We start from the raw sequence: 18,530 nt of genomic DNA, 5'->3' as shown, positions 1-18,530 counted from the left end.
GCATTTCTTTTAACTCACCTTCTTCAACACTCAATTTAAAATGCTGATTCTCTAAAATATTTAAATACTTACTCGTCATTTTCAACATCTAATTCCAACTCATCTTCAACATCAGATAGTGCGTTATCAATTACACCTTTTTTTTCTGCTATCTTTTTCTTGGCTTTACGTTCAATAATTGCTGCCATTTTTCCCATTCCTGGAATCCCCTGAAGTTTATCTACTGTCATCTGAAATTTATAACTTTGCTCTAAGGCTTCCATTACTGGATGGTCTGATGTTTCGTAATTGGATATTAGTTTACCTGGATTTTCTGATGACGCCTGTAAAAAGTTTGTTAAAAGTCTAAATCTGAGCTCTTCTGACTGTTCAGAATCTTCCAAATTTTCAATCTGAGTAGATAACCCTTCATAAGTTCGACTTAGAACTTCTTTATGAGAATATTCTTCAATTAAACGTTTAGAAAGATTCATTTTTTTACTCGCAGATATGGTAAACCAAAGTATAGGAATATACATAGGGATTATTGATAATACTACTCTTGGAAGTTTATATATGACGTCTTCAAAAGAAAGTCCAGCACTTAAAAATTTTAGACTAACAAAAACTGGAATAACACTCACAAGAACCATTAGAAAAATACCAATATTAAAATTGCGTTGCATTTTTTTAAATGATTTTACTTCATCTTCTTTTTTACCTGAAAAAGCAGAACTTAAACCAGCGGTCATAGCAGATGGAAGTAATTTTGATATATCATCATTAATCTTCTGATACTTCTTTTTATATTCTTCTTGAAAAGAATCATATTCACTTTTGTATTTTTTTTCAAAAGATTCATATTTACCCTGATAGTTTGTATTTAAACCTTCGACATTCTCAAAAGACTCATCTATTTTTTCTTTTAGAACTTCATAAGAAGAATCTAATTCATCTTTTAACCCTTCTATTTTATTCTCTTCTCCTGTTTCTTCATCTGTTTGAGTATATCCAAAGACTTCTCTATGTAGATCATCAATATCTTTTTTACGTTTATTTAAAGCATTAAGACTCACACTTGATTTTTCTACATTATTTTCTATTTTTAATATAAAATCATCAATTTCAGAAAGCTGCGATTCTAGATCTGGATATTTCTCAAGAATAATATCTATATTACCTATTCGAGAGTTAATTGTTTCAAGCTTTTCTTCAAACTCTGATTCTGCTTCATCTAATCTAATTTTAGTTTTATAGACGGCAAGTTTTTGCTGATTAGCTTCATTATTAAAATCATTAATTTCATTCTTTATTTTTCTAGCAGATTCCAATTCATTCGATAATTGTTCAACAAGTGTATTCGTTTCATTTAATTTGGCTTCAGTTTTGTTTCTAAACTCAGATACTTTTCTAGAATTTTGTGTAACTTCTTTTACAATTTCTGGAGTACGTTTATTTAATTGTTTAGTTAATTTTTCCAGATCTTCTATACGCTCCCATAGCTTTAATCTTTCTTTTTCTAAGAATTCTATTTGTTCGGTATTCGATCTTTTAAAAAAACTCATAAATTATTTATTTCTATTAATATACATTAACAATTATGGGGAAATTATAGTTAATTGAATATATAAATTTAAGGTTTGATTGTCTTGCTATAATCACTAGTATGTAGGAATTATCAACAGATCTATTAACAAAGGTTAAAATTAAGTTGTCCTAGTGTTTAATTATTCAATATACACTCCTATCGTAGCTTCGGGCAAAGCGTATTCATTATATTTTTTTAAGAAATTTTTATGAGGAAGATTCATATAATATAACAAATTGGCATATTAAAAAACAGAAATGATTTATTTAGTTCTTCAATTCTAAATCTTTACAAACTTCTTTAAGAACTTCACAAGGATCAACATCGATTGCTAATGCTATTAAATATAGCTCGTTAACACGCAATTTTGTTCTACGATTATTAGACAATTCACTCAGGCGAGTTTTGCTTATTCCCGTTTTACGAGAAACATCTGATCTGTTTACAGATTTTCTAGAAAGATATAACCCTAAGTCTGTCATTATTGTCTGTTTTTAAGAACATAAATTTAGGTATTAGGTTATTCTTATCCGATTTTCTAAATTGGAGTAAACTATTTTGTCCGTTTTTGAGTATATTTGTTCTTATATTCGGAATAATTTATTATAAAAAATGTATTTTATTTTTATAAACAGACAAATTATATACCTTAAAAACCCAATAATTCTATGAAAAATGAACAATTAATCATTGATTTAATACAGCAAGATCTTAAACATAGTCAATTATTGTATGGTTTAGAAAGTATAGGGTTAGATGGATTGAGCACTTATCATCTTGCTATTTTGGAAGTAATCTATCAACTAATGAATGTACCGAAAGAGAAAATAAATGACTATTTGGCAGAAACATATTCTTCTTTTATGAATAGATCTATTGATTGTGATATTACACCAGATGGGCAATCTTTAAAACCTTTAGCAAAAGAATGCTATAGCCGATTAAAATATCTTATTGATTTATAAGTGTTTAACTTTGTGCTTTTGATTTAAATATTTTAGATAATTACCCATTACACACACATTACACTCCCCTCCTGCCGTCGGCTCGTATAATAAGTGTTCCATTACCTTTTTTTAAAGAAACATTTCATTAGAAAACTTTTAAAGAATATGTAGAGATTAAAACTTTGCTTTTACCAAAGCAAAGTGACATAACGCAAGTACATTATAGTACAAATATATATTGTAAGCAAATTGACGGATGCTTGCATTTTACATAGTTGCAGATATCATAACACCGTTGGGTGTTTTATATCGATAGACAAATCGGCTTTAGGAGATTCACGAACTCCTATAAAACATAAACGCGTGAGCTAAACAAAAAATCAATGCTGCATAAAACTTTTGTGTCAAAGTTTTCTAAGGCCGTTTTGCCTACGCATCATCTAGGTGTAAAATTGCTGGTGATTATAGAACCCGTAGTGCATGAATCTAGAAACATTTCATATAATTTAATTAATATCCTACTTACATTTATATTTACAAAGAATTTTTAACAAGAAAAATAAAAGTGTCTTAAAAAGGTAAATAATGAATAACATACTTTTTAATAAAAAAAACGAAAAAGTATTAGTAACTATGGAGCTTTCACAAAAAGTAATTGATACACTTTTTTATGAAAGACCCAATTTTTATGGCATTTTTTTCTTTACAAAATCTAATGGTCAAATAGTTTTGGATGGTCAGTACAAGGATATTAAAGACAATTACATTTTATTTTATTATCCGTATCAAAAATTATATTTGGATGGTCATTTTAAAGGTTTTTTTATTCAATTTCACCCCGACTTTTTTTGTGTTGACATACATGCTAAAGATATAGGTTGTCAAGGTCTTTTGTTCAATAATTTTTATAATGACACACTCCTAAGGTGTTCTGAACTTGAATTCAACAAACTTTATGAGTTTTTTATAGCATTAAATAATGAACTTTCTGTTAAAGAAATTGGCCAGTTAGATATGGTCTCTAGCCAATTAAAAATGTTTTTAATACATGCCGTTAGGATTAAAAAAAAGAGACTGCAACAAAACTTACCATTTTCAAAAGATAATTTATATCATCAAATAGAAAGTCTCGTAGACAACTATTTTGTAACAGAATCTTCCCCAGAATTTTATATAAAAAAATTAGATGTTTCTCTAACAACTTTTAATAGGCTTTGTAAAAAATACTTTCAAAATAGTTTAGTAACAATAATAAACTTGAAAAGAATTGCTACTGCGAAAAACAAACTATTCTTAACCAATAATTCCATTAAAGATATTGCCTACGAAGTTGGTTTTAATGACCCTCTTTATTTTACTAGAGTATTTAAAAAGTATAGTGGCGTATCACCTAAAGAATTTAGAAAACAACTGAAAGACAATAGATTGGTTTAATTATCCATATTTTGGATTGATACTCCTTTTATTCATGTTTCATAAGCATATACCTTTGTTTCAAACTTATAATATATAGTTATGAAACATTTAAATATAGTAAAACTGATCCTTTTTATTTTAATCATAGTTTCTTGTAAAAATGATATAAAAAAAGAAAATACTTCTGTACCCATTGTGGATAGTTCATTAACTACTAAAACTGTTGATGTTTTTGAAAAGAAATTTGGAATACATGAAGGAAAAAGACGAAATCATATTAGTGGTTTTTGTTTTTCTGGTGATTTAACCTTAAAGGATCCAGCAATAAAAAAGCTAACTACAAATGGAATTTTTAGTGAGAAGGCATTAAAAGTTAATGGGAGATTTTCACATAAAGGAGGAGTAAAAAAGGATGAAAGTGGACCTGGGGAATATGGTATGGCATTTGAAGTACTATTAGAGAATGGCAATATTCATAAATTTAGTATGAATACGTTAGATTTCTTTCCTGTAAGTAGCCCTGAAGGTTTTTTGCAATTAATGGAAGCTAAAGTAAGTGGCAAAGCCGAAGATTTTGATAAGTTAAAAAAGGATCATCCAGAATTTAAAAATTTTAAAACACACTACAAATCAAAACCTAAGGTTTTAAAAAATTATGCTAATCATCAATTTAATAGTGTAAACACTTTCTATTTAGAAAATGATAAAGGTATTAAAACAGCCATACGTTGGTCTTTTGTTCCTAAGAATGAAATTGTAAATATTGATACAACTAAAGAAGTGAATTTTTATAAAGACTTAGAAAAAACACTCACCAAAAATGGTCCTTTGGTCTGGGAAATGGTCATTACTATCGCTAATACAAATGATTCCATCAATGACTCCGCGATTATGTGGACAGGAAAACACAAAACAATTGTGGCTGCAACTTTAACTATAAATGCAATAGCAATACAAGGAGCATGCGATAATACCAATTTTGATCCATTACAATTACAAAAAGGAATACTACCATCTGATGACCCAGTACTTAAATTTAGATCACCTACATATGCCACTTCTTTTATTCGAAGAATGCAAGAAAATAGAAATAAATAAAAATTAAAACTATGAAAAATAATGAATTATGGCTCCCAAGTTTAAAAACTGAAAATCCTCAAGAAGGATATGAGCTTGCGATTAAGCTTTCTAGAATGGGTGTAAAATCAACACAACCAGATATGGAAGTATTAAAGAAATTAAGAAAAGAATATGCAAACGATGCGTCGGGATTAACTATGGCTTCTCATGTAATTGCAGTAAATTTTCAAACTATTTCTGCAGCAAATAACTATTGGATATAGAAATGAAATAATAGCATTAATATTTAAAAAAAGAATAAAGCTACTTATACTAAGTAGCTTTATTCTTTTTTTAAATATTCTATTTTAGATTAGGAATTGTTATACTACATTTATAATTATAAACATTATACTACTGATTATACTTATAAGGAGCAGATTAAAACTCCATTTTGCTTTTTGTTGTGAAAGTATAGCTCCATTATACAACATACACATACTAGTTATTATAAACAATTGAAACATTTGTGGAAATGCATTTCCGTTCATTAATGTATACATAACGGCTATTGAGCCTAAACAGCTTTGACCAATAATCGCTATAGCTGCATAACCCATTAAACCTTGTGAATATTCATTCAAATAATTTTGGTGAATTTTCATAGTCTTAATTTTTAAATTTATTTAATTTTTGGTCTATTTTTAAATACGTTTATCAATAAACCTGTTGACATTTTTCGAGAAGCATCTTTAGCTCGTTGTGCCAAATCTCCTTCATATAAAGAATCGATAGTAGTAAACCAAAGCTGTAACCAAGTTCCAAAATGAACCTGCTCCATGGTATGTTTCATACCAGCATCTACTGTAATATGTGCCTTACTCGGGTTTCCTTTAAAACAAGCCTGTCCAAATAAAGTTGTTACCCAAAAATCAGTGAGTTTTTCTATATGTTTAGGCCATTGATCAATTGACAAATGCGTGTTAAAAATGGGACCTAATAAATCATCCTTCCTAATGAGTTGGTAAAAATTAGATACCAGTTTAAAAACATCTTCTCTTGTTTCTATTTGTTTCATTACATGTTTTTTTATCAGCACAAGTATTAAAATACTTGTGCTGATTAGGGTTACTATTTCTTTTTAATGCAATAGATAGTTTCTTGTATCGTAAACCAGCAGAAGTAAAAAATCCCACCAGAAAAAATGACATCACCAATCATACGTAACCATTTTAAAGTCTGTACAGTTGGGGAATACAATAACTCAGCATCTCGCGCAAAAGAATATCCTTTAGTAATTGATGTATAAGCTTGTATAACTCCAACAGGAAGCATACTGAATACTACCATTGCTACCAATCCAATATTTAATAACCAAAAGGCTCTTTTCAGTTTTATAGTATCCCAAACTCTATCTGAATAAAATCGTAAACAAATAATAATGAATCCCATGCCTAATAAACCATACACTCCAAATAAGGCAGTATGTGCATGTACAGCCGTTGTATTTAACCCTTGTATATAATAGAGTGCAATTGGTGGATTAATTAAGAATCCAAATACTCCTGCTCCTACCATATTCCAAAAAGCTACAGCGATAAAAAAGAATATAGGCCACTTATATTTTTGAATCCATTGATTAGATTTTAACAGGTTCCAATTTTCTCTTATTTCAAATCCCATAAGCGTTAGTGGCACTACCTCTAATGCACTAAATGTTGCTCCTAATGCAATAGCTTGTACAGGTGTTCCTGAATAATATAAATGGTGTAATGTTCCTATAATACCTCCTGCTAAAAATATGGTAGCCGATGCTATAGAGGCTCTACCAGCTGTTTTTGGAGAAAGAATTTTCATCCTTAAGAATATAAATGCAATAATTACGGTAGCAAAAACCTCAAAGAAACCTTCTACCCAAAGGTGTACCAACCACCATCTCCAATAATTAATCACAGGTAAACTACTATTTTCACCATACATTAATCCAGAAAAAAAGAACATACCAATAGCAATTACAGATATTAAAAGAATGATTAATAAATGTTTCGAATTATCATTTTTTTTAATGGCAAATAATACATGTCTACCAACCATTACAACCCATAAGACCAATCCAACAGCTAAAAATAGTTGCCAGAACCTTCCTAGATCCATGTATTCATATCCTTGATGACCGAAGAAGAAATTAGTAGTTAAATCTAAAAATTGATGTACTCCCAGCCATTCTCCAAGCATAGAACCCAATACAATAACTAGTAGCGCTACAAACAGAAAGTTGATTCCAAATACTTGGTATTTCATTTCTTTACCACTAATCATTGGTGCTAAAAACAATCCTGTTGCCAACCATGTAGCTGCAATCCAAAATACAGCTAATTGTGTGTGCCAAGTTCTTGTAATAGAATATGGTAAAATGCTTGATAAATCAAAACCAAAAAATGCCTGACCTTCAACGGTATAATGTACTGTTAAAGCTCCTAAAACAACTTGCAAGGCTATTAGCCCAGAAATAACTATGAAGTATTTCAATACCGATTTTTGTGATCCTGTAAGTACTAACTTATCTAAAGGATCATTTTCAGGGTGAACAACTGCTTCTCCTTTTTCGTGATTACGGATATAATAATAAGTTAAGATCCCAATGAATAATAGTAATAATACTACTGAGAATCCAGACCATATCTGAGAATCCGGAGTAATAGTATTATTAATTAAAGGTTCATGTGGCCAATTAGACGTATAGGTATATTCTTTATTAGGCCTATTAGTACTTGCTGCCCAAGAAGTCCAGAATAAAAAAGCATTTAACTTTATCAACCAGTGCCCCTTCAGGAATGGCATATTGTTCATGCCCTTTTGAAAATATATGAGCATAGTGTTTTGAATTATCGAGAATGGCCTTATATCGATCTTTAGATATTGTTATCGCTCCTGTTAAAGAATTATAAGTATTCGTTTTTATATCTTTTATTAAACGAGCTTTTATGGCTGCCTTATTTTCTACATCTAAATTTTCGTAGGTTGTATTATAATCTCTTTTTGCCCAAGAATTGAGCATAAAAACGGCTTCTTTATGTATCCAATCGGCAGACCAATCTGGAGCTACGTAACTTCCATGGCCCCATATAGAACCTACTTCCATCCCCCCTATTGATTCCCAAACATTTTGCCCAATTTGAATATCCTCCTTGGTTAAAATAATTTCACCTGTTTCTTTAATAATTACTGTTTCAGGTATTGGAGGTTGTGTTTGATATACTTCTGTTCCTACCCATATTAATGCAATAAAGGAGAGTATCACCACGCTAGAAAATGTTATCCAAACTTTTTTCATTTTATTGTTACTTTTTTTAATTAAGCTAAATTTTGAACCCTTTGTACGCTATCTGCTGTCGAAACTGAAAGCCGTATAATGCAATCTTCAATACTGGTTAAATCATGAGGAATATTAGCTTCCAATGCTATTAAGTTTCCTTTTTTTAATAATTGTGCTTCTCCTTTTACACCAAAATTTAAAACGCCTTCAAAGATTTCAACAACTATCGGAAAAGGGGCTCTATGTTCTTTCATTACTTGTCCTTTTTTCATCACAATTCTAATTTCTTTTGTATTTGCTGTTTTTAGTAAAACTGTTATTGCAGGTTTGTCTTCGTTATAAATCAAACTTTCTGTTAGTGAAGCTGTTTTCATATTTTTATTCATTATCATTTAATATTTTAAAAGTCATATTATTAATATTTTCATCTACTATTATTTGACAAGCAAATAAGAATTCCAGAGTTTTTGGAGGGTTAATAAATTTGATACCTAGTGTATCACCTATATCTAAATTGTAATTCCCTATAAGTTTTACATAACATGTTCTACACATTGCTCTACCTCCACAATCACCAATCTCTTCGTAATAATTATCTATAATTAACTCCATTAGATTTGGGTATTCAAAGCGTTTAAAATTGATTTCATGAATTTTGTTAACTATATCTATTATGGTCACTTTTAGTTTATTATTCATACACTATTTCTTTACATCAATTTTCACCAAACTTTTTATCCCATAAGCAAATAGAAAAACTACTTTAATGAGCTCTAGTATTACATACCAAAAATGGAGATTACTCTCAGGTAGATTGTTACCTGTTATGATTATGTTCGCTCTTATATGTAATGCTGGTAATAACCATAGTGTTTGGATTACAAGAATTATTACAGGAATAAAAATGAAATCTTTAATAAATCGCAACCTATTTTTTTTGTATAAAATGTTTAGCACTATTATTTGAAAAGAAAAAAAAACTTCCACTCTATTGAGTGCTCTAAATACTACCTGCCCTACGCTTAATCCCAACGATGTCGTTATACCAGGTGCTTGAAATTTCACCCATGCTTCCATAAAACTTATAGCACAAACAAAGCCTATCCAAACAAAAGTTAATACTATTATATATTTATTTATTTTCATAAAAGATTAAAGGATCTTTTTATCCTTTTATATATTAAATTTTTATCTTTTTAAAATCAAAGTATCAAAACTCATATCATTAATTACAGATTTTAAAGAGGTGCTTTCCAACATATTTTTTAAATTATCTCTAATTTCTATAAACTTGAAATGTAATGGACAAGGAGAATTAGCATCACATTGCTTTAACCCTAATCCACAGCCTTTGTATATCGATTCACCATCAAGAACACTTACTATTTGACTTAATTTAGTATCCATCATATGCTCTTCTATAGTAAAGCCTCCATAGGGGCCTTTTACAGATTTTACAATATTATTACGTGTAAGTTGTTGTAAGATCTTGGCTGTAAATGCTTGTGGGGAATTTATCTGTTCTGAAATGGTAGTCATACCCACTTTATTATTAAGGGAACTTTGTTGAGCAATAAAAATAACTGCTCTAAGACCATATTCACAAGATTTTGAAAACATATACTCTAATTTAGAGTACAAATATACTTCTTTTTTATAAAGGATAAAAACATCCTCTATATTTATATTGAATCTTGAAGTTATGTTTATAACCCAGATAAGTATTACTGTTTAAATATTTAGTATACGATAATAAATTAAGAAATAGTCCCATTCCACACACATTATACTTCCTTCCTACCCATTCGAAAAGCTCAGGGACCACGTCGGTTCGTATAATAAGTGTTCCATTACCTTTTTTTAAAGAAACTTTTAGTTAGAAAACTTTTAAAGAGTCTGTAGTACAAGAAAACTTTGCTTTAGCCAAAGCAAAGTGACCCTTCGACAAGCTCAGGACAGGCGCCATGCAAGTACATTATGATACAAATGTGTATTGTAGCAAATTGACGGATGCTTGCATTTTACATGATTGCAGATATAACAACACGCCAGTGTTTTATATCGTTAGACAAATCGATTTTAGGAGATTCACGAAATCCTCTAAAAACAATATAAACCTGTGAGTAATTATGTAAAAGCCAATTTGCGAAATGTTTAGCTCATTCGTAGCTATAATGTCCCCAGCTGTATCATCCCGCAGATATTTAAAATTGATTTTATGATCAATTATAAAAACTCGTGTAAAATATCCCAGGATAATTCTATTTCATAGTAATCGTAGCTACTTGGGTCATTAAAACTATTTTAAGGCGTTTATGATTAAACCTCACGTTTGACATTTGTAACTATAATTTGCCGTTATGTACGGAATAATTACAAAGATTGAGAATCTTTATAATTATTAGCGAGCTGATGCTGCTGGGCTGCCAACCGCTTTATTGCTTTGTAAATAAAAATGCTTAATGCATTATTTTTCTCTACACACAATTTGCCATCGCTTGGCCACACCAAAAAAAGCTAAACCTTTTGCTCTTAATTATAATTCTCGTATTCGATAAAATATCCGTAATAAAAAAAATAGACGATTCTCGTTAGGTTTCCGCAAGAGTATAAAATTACTCTACGAGATAATTTCTATACACTTGCTTAAATTCTAGTTCCAATTAGCATTCTATCATTCTGCGTAATCTTTTGTCTTGATACAAAAGAAATCGACTTAGGAGATTCACGAACTCCAATAAAATATTAACTCGTGAGCTAAACAAAAATTCAAGGCTGTATATAATTTTGGAAACAATTAACTGCTCATTCGCTATATTTTAGACGGCATAAAATTGAATATCTAGTAGACTTTTGATTTTGTGAGCGAGCTGGCGTGTTGGCGATTATACCATTTTGTTTAATCAATAGTACTATCATTATCCAGACGCACCGTCCCGCCGCCAAAAACAATCATCCACTGGATCATTGCTTTTGTCACGTGTTTTAGCCAAAATTTTATGAGGCCAAGTTTAAAATTAAGATTCTATTTTACATAATATAATCACATCAAAATACCATTTTTTGCTTCAATATTTGGTGGCAAATCAGTTTCACCCAACATTTCTCGCAAGTCAATCTCAATAATACGGCAAAGCGATAACATGGGAATATCATTGGCCATTCCTTGAAAAGGGTTTTCCGTATAATCCCCTACAACTTCCATCATTACATAAACCCAACCTATTAATACCGTAATTGGAACCGCTAACCAAATACCCCAATCTCCTAATTGTAATAATTCTGGAATCATACTAAACGGCAATAGAAAAATAAAAATACCTACAAAATAACGACTCAAATTAGCATATTGACGTGGTAAAGGAAACTTCTTAATGCGTTCATTTTTTCCTTGTAAAGTATAAAAAGTTTTAAGCACATTTACAAGTTCCATATGCCTAAAATCTTCAATTGTACCTTGCTTACGTAATGCTTTTAAGTCCCTTGATTGTTCATTAATAATTTGTGTTGCTGTATTTACATTTGCCACTAACCTATCGTGTTCTTCTTTAGGTAAAAATTGTTTTAGTTCAATTCGTGTCACTTCGTCATCTACCAAACCAACTCCGAATTTTTTTTGATACATTCTTGCTGTTTTCGCCGTATGTCCTCCTTGGCTAATATGTTCCCAAGGTGTTGGCACTAACAATTGACTACGATGTGCATATAACCAAGCAATATGGCGGTAAATTAAGCGCTGTTTTATGTCATGAATTTCTTTTCCAGATGCTTTTTCACTTGAAAATAGATTGGTAACAAACCCGTCTACCATCATTCCCCAAGTTCGACTATCGTTTACAATTCCTCCCCAAATTTTTCGAGCTTCCCACATACGATCGTAAGCTTGATTGTTTTTGAAACCTACATAAAAAGCTACAGCAGTACCTATTACCGATACAGGTAACCAAGGAATAATTATGTCAATTAGTTTAAAATAATAAAGCGCTGCTATTCCTCCCATTAATATGGATAACCAAATAATATGACCAATTGTCCATTTTATAATACTGCTTAAACGTATTCCCTTAGTAACTATCATTTGTTTGCCAATTTATGATTTAAGAAACTTTAAAACGGCTTCAGAACGAGAAATAAAACCATTATCGATTATGTAAATTGAAATAAATAAGAACGTAAAACCTATAGCCATTCCTTTATAATACGTTGATGGAATAAAAATAAGTGCGAAAATGGATACCAACATTAAAATAGGATAAATTTTAACTAAGGTATTACCTGCTTTATTATCGTTTGTGTGCTTTTCTATTTCTTCAACTTTTGCTTTCTCTGGTGAATTTTGATAGCGTTCAATACTCTGTTTTAAATGTGCTGGACGATTCACTAATATAAATCCACCATAATCTATTTCCCAAAATTGTAAGTGTTGTACGAAATCCATTTGTTAAAGATATTGAAATTTTATAGTGTTGAAATAATAAAAGCAAAACTTAGAATTCTACGTTTTGCTTTTATTACTATTTATAAGTTTATTACAATCCCATATTTTGTTTTATTAGTGCCATATAGTCATCATCATTTAATTGCTTACTTGCGGTAATAATTTGTTCTGCATCCTCGGTCACATCTAAATTGATTACCAATACATTGTCTCACGCATTAAGTTCTGTATCCTCTTCTGGTTTACTACGAACCGTAGCAACAACATTCCATCCTTTTTCTTGAAAATATTTTGCAGTCATACGGCCAATACCTGTACTGCATCCTGTAATTAAAATTGTTTTGTTCATTTTATTTTCTTTTAAATTATATTTCTAATTGATACCCAATACCAGATTAATAATACGGGGGTTAATAACAATTCAACACTCATAATGGCGTAAGACATTATTTCACTTCCTTTTTCTATACCGAATTGCTTTGTAGATATAAATCTTCCAATGCCCCCAATTATGATAATAGTAAACGCCAAAATGATTGCATAGTCATATCTTTTAATATCGGTAATAAATAAAATTAGTAGTGCTCCAAAACCCATCCAAATAGCCCCTAAAAATCGTATGGTAAAATTTAGTGTTGGGTCTTTTACACTTTCTCCTAAATGTTTTCCAAAATCACCTGGAACATTTGCTCCATTCCAAAGGTCATTAACTCCTGTAAAAATAGCAATAAGTCCAAGTAGTGCTACTATAATTCTAAATGCTAACATGCTTATAGTTTAGTTTAAATTAACTAGCGCTCTACTCATTTCTACTAATTTTTTAGCTTGGTTCATGTCTTTGGCATTAGGATTTGGTGTTTCCATTGGCCAACCTCCTTTTTTGCATTCTTTATCGTTGTATAACGTACTATGTTGGCTAAAATATTTACCTGAATGCCTTGGTGCATCATCTGATATTAAACAGTGTAGTGACGTTTGTGCCGACTCCCAATTACTGTTGGTCATAGACTTTAAAAAAGGTTGTGTGATTTTTATTAACGTGGTCATTAGCCAAGGTCCTTCTTTTCCAAAATTAGAACGCGCCCAACCTGGATGCACAGAATATGTAGTAACACTAGTGTCTTTTAATCTTTCAGCCAATTCCATTGCATATAAAACACTGGCAACTTTAGCTTCACCATAAGCATCAAAAGCACTGTATTTTCTATCTTTCCAGTTTATATCTTCAAAATTTATTTTATACCTTTTTTTAGGACTATTCGCATGAACCACTGAAGAAAGAATAACCATTCTTGAACCTTCTGTACTTTCCAGTACGTCTAAAAGTAGTTCTGTGAGTAAAAAATGAGCAAAATAACTCACCCCAATCGTTTCCTCTAAATCGTCTTTTGTGTATTTAGCTTGATTACCCATTACCACCAATCCTGCATTACAATCTAAACCATCTAATTTGTCATGTTTATTCAAAAATTCCGTTACAAAGGAACGTACAGATTGTAAATCTCCTAAATCACACTTCATGACCTCGCTAGTGCCTTTTAAGTCTTTAAAATTTTCACGCGCTACTTCTCCTGCATTAGTTCTTCTGCAAGCCATAACTACATGAGCTCCTTGTTTCACCAATTGTTTTGCTGTTTCAAATCCAACTCCGGAATTGGCACCCGTTACGATATAAGTTTTTCCTCTTAAGTCTTTTGATAGTGTCTTTTCATCACACCAGATTACATTTTTGTTTGCCATAATTATTTTTTTAAAAATCTTTTCCTTTAAAACTGTCTATTGTCATTTGTCCTGCAAGCTTAGCAAAATGCCCCCAACTTTGGTCTATAGAATAGTATGATACGTTTTCTAATAAATGCTCTACACGTTTTCTGTTGGTTAGCTCAAAACTTGTTGATTTAAAATCATTTTTAATGACCGATTTTTTGATGTTTTCAAAGTTTAAAGCGTTTCCAAAATTACCAACACCAGACACAAAGTTTTCTGTAGTTTCTCCACAGCCTCCCCAAGTTAAATAAGGGTTTAACCAAATATTTGGAGGCACATCGTTTACTGCAATTCCTCCATAATTTAATTCTCTAATAGCCTGATTTAACCTTGGTTCGTTAGCTTCCGTGGTGTCATTATCGATTAAAATCATACAACCTAAAGAACCTAATAGTTTGTTATTACAGAAGTCTGTTGCTTTGGCTAAAAACTCGTTTGTATTGGTTGAAACATCCAACGGAATTTCACTATAAACTTGGCAAAAAGCTTCGTTGGTAACAGCAAAATCTTCTTCTGAAATATTAGGAATCAACACAAAATCACTTTTATTGTGCTTTCCGTTTTCAGGTTTTAAAACTTCTGCAGTTGGTTGATTTTTTAAAAATTCTTCTTTGGTTTTATCAACTCCTGGATAATGTGAGCTACAAGCAAAAGTTTCTTCAGCAATAGCTTTTCGTAATTCATTTAAAAACAGCTCACGTTGCTCCCAGTTTTTAGAAGTGATTATTGTTTGTGGTCTTCCACATACTGCTCCTCCATTTAGTTTACCAACAGAAGCTAATTGAATTGCTTGACGTTTAAGGTCTTTTTCTGTCCATTTCCCAGGAACGATGATACACGGATTGTTTCCTCCACATTCTGATACCAATGGTGCATTTGCTTGATTTTGAATAGCGTGTGCTACTCCTGTTGAACCTGTAAAATATATAGAATGCAAACCTTTTAATGTAGACATTTCACGTCCTTGGTCTGCCCTACAAAAAGCTACAGCATTAATATCTATTAATGGTTGAAAAATCTTTTCCCAAATTACATCTGTTGCTTCATTAAGTTGATGTGGTTTATGAAGTGTTACTTTATTCTCTAAAAACAAGGCCATAGCCATTTCGATAGATGAACTATAATTACCAGCACCAGAAACAGCAATAACACCAGATGGTTTATCCATTGGGTTTATTTGTTTAGGCTCGCCTTCAACGTGAATAAATCCGCGTTGTTTTCCAGAGGCTAGCTTATCTTTAGAATGTATTGGGAATACTTGGATTTCATATAAATTACCATTTACTTTTTCTGTATGTAAAGGTTTAGGCATCTCTCCTTTTATAAGCGATTCGTATAAATGCTGAATTCCCATTAATGTTCCTGCCATTGGCATCACCGTAGTTCCCATTCCTTCTGCAACAGAGGTTATGCTTTCACCTATTAAGTTGTTTTTCATTTCGGCATCAACTTTACCAAGCTCTTCGGCATATTGCTTTAAATTATTTTGAACTTGCTCTAACAATGCCAATCGTTCAATAGCTGATACTTTTGCCCATTTTTGAGGATTTAAATGTTTAAATGCTTCTTGTGCTGTCATAATATTTTGAATTTTAATTATTAATATTCAAGTACAACACAAATTTATCATACTCTTATATAGATTATTAACACTTATTTGGGAAAGAAAAACACTTTTTGCAGATAATAAACGTATTATAAAACTTTTTGGATTGGCTAGTTTAATAGACCTATTGTTCTATATAATATATTTTGGAATGATAAGCAGCTTGCCTACGGATTTGAAGTGGAATTATTTCCGTAAAATAAATCTTTCAGGTTAAATTATTCAAATTAGATTCTTGGTAAGAATAATTATCTATTTAGTTTTAAATTGAACACTTAGATCCTCTAACATTTTCCACCAGAACTCATTTAAAATTTCATCACCAAATTTGATTGTCTGACCTATTTTTGGTGTTACTAATTCAACACTTTCTCTATTAGAAAATTCAACAGCTAAATTTATAGGTTCATACCAATCGTGATTAGATAGATTAAAAGTTCCCCAATGAATTGGAAATAATAACTGTGCATTTACATCTTTTGCAGCTTGTATAGATTTTTCAGTGTGCATGTGTATATCTTGCCAGCCTAAATCTAAGCCATAATCACCTATTTTAATAAAGCCAATATCGATAGTTCCGAACCGATCTCCTATTTCTTTAAAATGTGATTGATAGCCCGAATCTCCACTATGGAATATTTTGTGATTAGTACTTTCTATTATCCAAGATGTCCATAAGGTAGAATTATCCATTCCTTTTCTACCAGAGTAGTGTCTGGCGGGCGTACAGTGAATTTTAAAATCATCAAGTGCAATAGTTTCCCACCAGTCCATCTCGTGTATTTGACTTTCTAGAATACCCCATTCAATCAAATGAGCTTTTACTCCAATACCTACAAAAAATTGCGTTCCTTTTTTTGATAATACCTGAACCGTTTTCATATCTAAATGATCAAAATGATCATGAGAAATAGTAACGATATCAATTTTTGGTAATTCATTAACCTCAAGAGGTGGTGGGTTAAACCGTTCAGGTGCAACCATGCTAACAGGAAAAGCTTTGTTTGATAACATTGGGTCTGTTAAAATTCGTTTTCCGTCCATTTCTATATAAACGGTAGCATGACCAAACCATGTTGCTTTGATACCACTGCTATCTAAAACTTTAGAAATAACTGGTTTTTCCGTTGGAAAAGATCCTGGTGGCACGCGCTCTTGCCCACCTCTCATATCTTTCCAGTTTGCTTTCATACTTCCTGAAACTACATTAGGTGAATTCTTAAAGTGTTCATTTTCTATATTATACTGTCGTGATTTTTCGGCTTTTTTAAGACTTACTTCATCCATTTCACCTCCAAATTCTGTTCCGTTGGTTACAATTTTGTAAGTCGCAAAACCAACAACACCAATTAGTACAATGGATATAATCAGTATTTTTAAAATTTTCTTAATGATTTTCATTATAGTAGACTTTTAATTTATCTTGATAAAATATATATTATTTTTTAGGTTTTAACTTTGGTGTAAATTTTAAACCGAGATTAAAAAAGAAATTTGACTCAGTTGACAAGTCTCTTGTTGCATCATAATTTTCATCAACATACTCCCAAACTCTTCCCATAGAATAACCTGTTGCTGCTGAAAGTAGTAAAGATTTGTTTAATTTCAAGTTTAACTTTGGTCCAAAATTAAATGTTTGTTGTCTTATATAATTTCCGTTCGCTGAATCTTCAACATTATAAACTCCACCTGTATACACGCCTTCTAGACCATACTCCATAGTTTTTTTTGTATTACTATATAGTATTGAAATTCTAGGTAAAATCATTTGAAGCTTTAATCTGTTTTTTTGATAACTTATAAATGGATATGGCACAATTAAATCCCTTCCAAATTGATTGGAATATGCTAATCCAAAACCATATTGAAATGTTGGGCTATTCATTTTTATAAAATTAATACTTGCTGTAATATTAAAATCATCTGAAGATAAGTCTTCTTTAAAGTCTGATGCTATAGCAGGACTCAATGCAGCAGTCAATAACCAATTCTTTTTTAAGGATTTATTATACATAAATGTGTATCCTAATCTATGTAAGTTTAAATCATTAGCATTTGAAACTCCCATTGTATTTATTTCTGAAGAACTTCCTAAAAAAGAATAATCTATTCTATGGTTTAAAAACACTTTAGGATTTTTTAGTTTTTGTACTATAGAACCATAAATATTGAAATTTGTAAAGCTTATATTTCCTTCTGTGTTTTCAGAAAAATCAGTTGAAGGATAACTATTATAACTAAAACCAAACTCATTATTTTGTTGTGCATTACTATTAAAAGCAAATACTAAAGAAATTAGAAGTATTAAAGCACATTTATTTGTTTTCATCATTTAATAAAAAATTTATATAATAAAAAATGAAAGTCGCACTGCCTTTAAGGGTAGACAAATACGACTTCCTGCTATCAACCAA

Annotated in this window: 19 protein-coding genes and 1 pseudogene; 4 read left to right on the top strand and 16 right to left on the bottom strand. The window is 30.8% G+C overall.

Annotated elements, in window-relative coordinates; translation table 11 throughout:
• Positions 1-68 precede the first annotated feature (68 nt).
• A complete protein-coding gene (locus H526_RS0102150) occupies positions 69-1,544 on the bottom strand; it encodes a coiled-coil domain-containing protein (RefSeq protein ID WP_027391467.1) in 1,476 nt (491 codons plus the stop codon).
• A 289-nt stretch (positions 1,545-1,833) separates the two neighbouring features.
• On the bottom strand, positions 1,834-2,049 hold the full coding sequence (locus H526_RS0102145) for a helix-turn-helix domain-containing protein (protein WP_027391466.1): 216 nt from the start codon (positions 2,047-2,049) through the stop codon (positions 1,834-1,836).
• Between the two features lie 186 nt (positions 2,050-2,235).
• On the opposite strand from H526_RS0102145, the gene H526_RS0102140 reads away from it, so the two are divergent.
• The 4 genes from H526_RS0102140 (at position 2,236) to H526_RS0102125 (ending at position 5,273) form a co-directional block, all read left to right on the top strand.
• Positions 2,236-2,532: a hypothetical protein gene (locus tag H526_RS0102140; RefSeq protein WP_027391465.1), complete on the top strand. Its 297-nt coding sequence runs from the start codon at positions 2,236-2,238 to the stop codon at positions 2,530-2,532.
• Positions 2,533-3,099: 567 nt separating this feature from the next.
• Positions 3,100-3,948: a helix-turn-helix domain-containing protein gene (locus tag H526_RS0102135; RefSeq protein ID WP_027391464.1), complete on the top strand. Its 849-nt coding sequence runs from the start codon at positions 3,100-3,102 to the stop codon at positions 3,946-3,948.
• An 81-nt stretch (positions 3,949-4,029) separates the two neighbouring features.
• Positions 4,030-5,028: a catalase gene (locus tag H526_RS0102130; RefSeq protein WP_051335929.1), complete on the top strand. Its 999-nt coding sequence runs from the start codon at positions 4,030-4,032 to the stop codon at positions 5,026-5,028.
• An 11-nt stretch (positions 5,029-5,039) separates the two neighbouring features.
• Complete coding sequence (locus tag H526_RS0102125) at positions 5,040-5,273, top strand: hexameric tyrosine-coordinated heme protein (RefSeq protein ID WP_035084115.1); 234 nt, start codon at positions 5,040-5,042, stop codon at positions 5,271-5,273.
• Positions 5,274-5,671: 398 nt separating this feature from the next.
• On the opposite strand, the gene H526_RS0102115 is transcribed toward H526_RS0102125, so the two are convergent.
• From H526_RS0102115 to H526_RS0102050, 14 genes and pseudogenes are all read right to left on the bottom strand, one after another.
• Positions 5,672-6,067 carry a group III truncated hemoglobin gene (locus H526_RS0102115; RefSeq protein WP_027391460.1) on the bottom strand — a complete coding sequence of 132 codons (396 nt, stop codon included), beginning with the start codon at positions 6,065-6,067 and terminating at the stop codon, positions 5,672-5,674.
• Positions 6,068-6,120: 53 nt separating this feature from the next.
• Positions 6,121-8,323: pseudogene (locus tag H526_RS28090) on the bottom strand (nitric-oxide reductase large subunit).
• Between the two features lie 20 nt (positions 8,324-8,343).
• Positions 8,344-8,679, bottom strand: coding sequence for a cupin domain-containing protein (locus H526_RS0102105; RefSeq protein ID WP_027391459.1), 336 nt, complete (start codon positions 8,677-8,679; stop codon positions 8,344-8,346).
• A 4-nt stretch (positions 8,680-8,683) separates the two neighbouring features.
• On the bottom strand, positions 8,684-9,004 hold the full coding sequence (locus H526_RS0102100; protein ID WP_027391458.1) for a hypothetical protein: 321 nt from the start codon (positions 9,002-9,004) through the stop codon (positions 8,684-8,686).
• A 3-nt stretch (positions 9,005-9,007) separates the two neighbouring features.
• Positions 9,008-9,451, bottom strand: a complete 444-nt coding sequence (locus H526_RS0102095) for a hypothetical protein (RefSeq protein WP_027391457.1) — start codon at positions 9,449-9,451, stop codon at positions 9,008-9,010.
• Between the two features lie 42 nt (positions 9,452-9,493).
• On the bottom strand, positions 9,494-9,925 hold the full coding sequence (locus tag H526_RS0102090) for an RrF2 family transcriptional regulator (RefSeq protein WP_027391456.1): 432 nt from the start codon (positions 9,923-9,925) through the stop codon (positions 9,494-9,496).
• A gap of 1,423 nt (positions 9,926-11,348) precedes the next feature.
• Entirely contained in the window at positions 11,349-12,383 is a 1,035-nt protein-coding gene (locus H526_RS0102085; RefSeq protein WP_027391455.1) for a bestrophin family protein, read from the bottom strand.
• Positions 12,384-12,395: 12 nt separating this feature from the next.
• Entirely contained in the window at positions 12,396-12,743 is a 348-nt protein-coding gene (locus tag H526_RS0102080) for a hypothetical protein (RefSeq protein ID WP_027391454.1), read from the bottom strand.
• Between the two features lie 211 nt (positions 12,744-12,954).
• Entirely contained in the window at positions 12,955-13,092 is a 138-nt protein-coding gene (locus H526_RS31400; protein WP_211237819.1) for an SDR family NAD(P)-dependent oxidoreductase, read from the bottom strand.
• An 11-nt stretch (positions 13,093-13,103) separates the two neighbouring features.
• A complete protein-coding gene (locus tag H526_RS0102070; protein ID WP_027391453.1) occupies positions 13,104-13,511 on the bottom strand; it encodes a DUF4345 family protein in 408 nt (135 codons plus the stop codon).
• Positions 13,512-13,520: 9 nt separating this feature from the next.
• Complete coding sequence (locus H526_RS0102065; protein WP_081415527.1) at positions 13,521-14,483, bottom strand: SDR family NAD(P)-dependent oxidoreductase; 963 nt, start codon at positions 14,481-14,483, stop codon at positions 13,521-13,523.
• Between the two features lie 10 nt (positions 14,484-14,493).
• Positions 14,494-16,089 carry an aldehyde dehydrogenase family protein gene (locus H526_RS0102060; RefSeq protein ID WP_027391451.1) on the bottom strand — a complete coding sequence of 532 codons (1,596 nt, stop codon included), beginning with the start codon at positions 16,087-16,089 and terminating at the stop codon, positions 14,494-14,496.
• Positions 16,090-16,368: 279 nt separating this feature from the next.
• Positions 16,369-17,517 (bottom strand): MBL fold metallo-hydrolase, encoded by a 1,149-nt coding sequence (locus H526_RS0102055; protein ID WP_027391450.1) that lies wholly within the window; start codon positions 17,515-17,517, stop codon positions 16,369-16,371.
• A 37-nt stretch (positions 17,518-17,554) separates the two neighbouring features.
• The gene (locus H526_RS0102050) at positions 17,555-18,448 is read right to left on the bottom strand and encodes a DUF6268 family outer membrane beta-barrel protein (RefSeq protein WP_155839599.1); all 894 of its coding nucleotides are present in this window, start codon (positions 18,446-18,448) and stop codon (positions 17,555-17,557) included.
• Between the last annotated feature and the right edge of the window lie 82 nt (positions 18,449-18,530).

This window comes from Aquimarina latercula DSM 2041 (assembly GCF_000430645.1).
In the GTDB taxonomy this organism is placed as follows: domain Bacteria; phylum Bacteroidota; class Bacteroidia; order Flavobacteriales; family Flavobacteriaceae; genus Aquimarina; species Aquimarina latercula.
The sequence above is the reverse complement of the archived record's forward strand: the minus strand, read 5'-3'. Positions and strand labels throughout refer to the sequence as shown.

Coding starts and splice junctions, on each gene's coding strand:
- H526_RS0102130 (WP_051335929.1), top strand. CDS start 4,030: ATGAAACATTTAAATATAGTAAAACTGATCCTTTTTATTTTAATCATA.
- H526_RS0102145 (WP_027391466.1), bottom strand. CDS start 2,049: ATGACAGACTTAGGGTTATATCTTTCTAGAAAATCTGTAAACAGATCA.
- H526_RS0102090 (WP_027391456.1), bottom strand. CDS start 9,925: ATGTTTTCAAAATCTTGTGAATATGGTCTTAGAGCAGTTATTTTTATT.
- H526_RS0102115 (WP_027391460.1), bottom strand. CDS start 6,067: ATGAAACAAATAGAAACAAGAGAAGATGTTTTTAAACTGGTATCTAAT.
- H526_RS31400 (WP_211237819.1), bottom strand. CDS start 13,092: ATGAACAAAACAATTTTAATTACAGGATGCAGTACAGGTATTGGCCGT.
- H526_RS0102140 (WP_027391465.1), top strand. CDS start 2,236: ATGAAAAATGAACAATTAATCATTGATTTAATACAGCAAGATCTTAAA.
- H526_RS0102070 (WP_027391453.1), bottom strand. CDS start 13,511: ATGTTAGCATTTAGAATTATAGTAGCACTACTTGGACTTATTGCTATT.
- H526_RS0102080 (WP_027391454.1), bottom strand. CDS start 12,743: ATGGATTTCGTACAACACTTACAATTTTGGGAAATAGATTATGGTGGA.
- H526_RS0102105 (WP_027391459.1), bottom strand. CDS start 8,679: ATGAAAACAGCTTCACTAACAGAAAGTTTGATTTATAACGAAGACAAA.
- H526_RS0102100 (WP_027391458.1), bottom strand. CDS start 9,004: ATGAATAATAAACTAAAAGTGACCATAATAGATATAGTTAACAAAATT.
- H526_RS0102135 (WP_027391464.1), top strand. CDS start 3,100: ATGAATAACATACTTTTTAATAAAAAAAACGAAAAAGTATTAGTAACT.
- H526_RS0102055 (WP_027391450.1), bottom strand. CDS start 17,517: ATGAAAATCATTAAGAAAATTTTAAAAATACTGATTATATCCATTGTA.
- H526_RS0102125 (WP_035084115.1), top strand. CDS start 5,040: ATGAAAAATAATGAATTATGGCTCCCAAGTTTAAAAACTGAAAATCCT.
- H526_RS0102050 (WP_155839599.1), bottom strand. CDS start 18,448: ATGATGAAAACAAATAAATGTGCTTTAATACTTCTAATTTCTTTAGTA.
- H526_RS0102095 (WP_027391457.1), bottom strand. CDS start 9,451: ATGAAAATAAATAAATATATAATAGTATTAACTTTTGTTTGGATAGGC.
- H526_RS0102085 (WP_027391455.1), bottom strand. CDS start 12,383: ATGATAGTTACTAAGGGAATACGTTTAAGCAGTATTATAAAATGGACA.
- H526_RS0102065 (WP_081415527.1), bottom strand. CDS start 14,483: ATGGCAAACAAAAATGTAATCTGGTGTGATGAAAAGACACTATCAAAA.
- H526_RS0102060 (WP_027391451.1), bottom strand. CDS start 16,089: ATGACAGCACAAGAAGCATTTAAACATTTAAATCCTCAAAAATGGGCA.
- H526_RS0102150 (WP_027391467.1), bottom strand. CDS start 1,544: ATGAGTTTTTTTAAAAGATCGAATACCGAACAAATAGAATTCTTAGAA.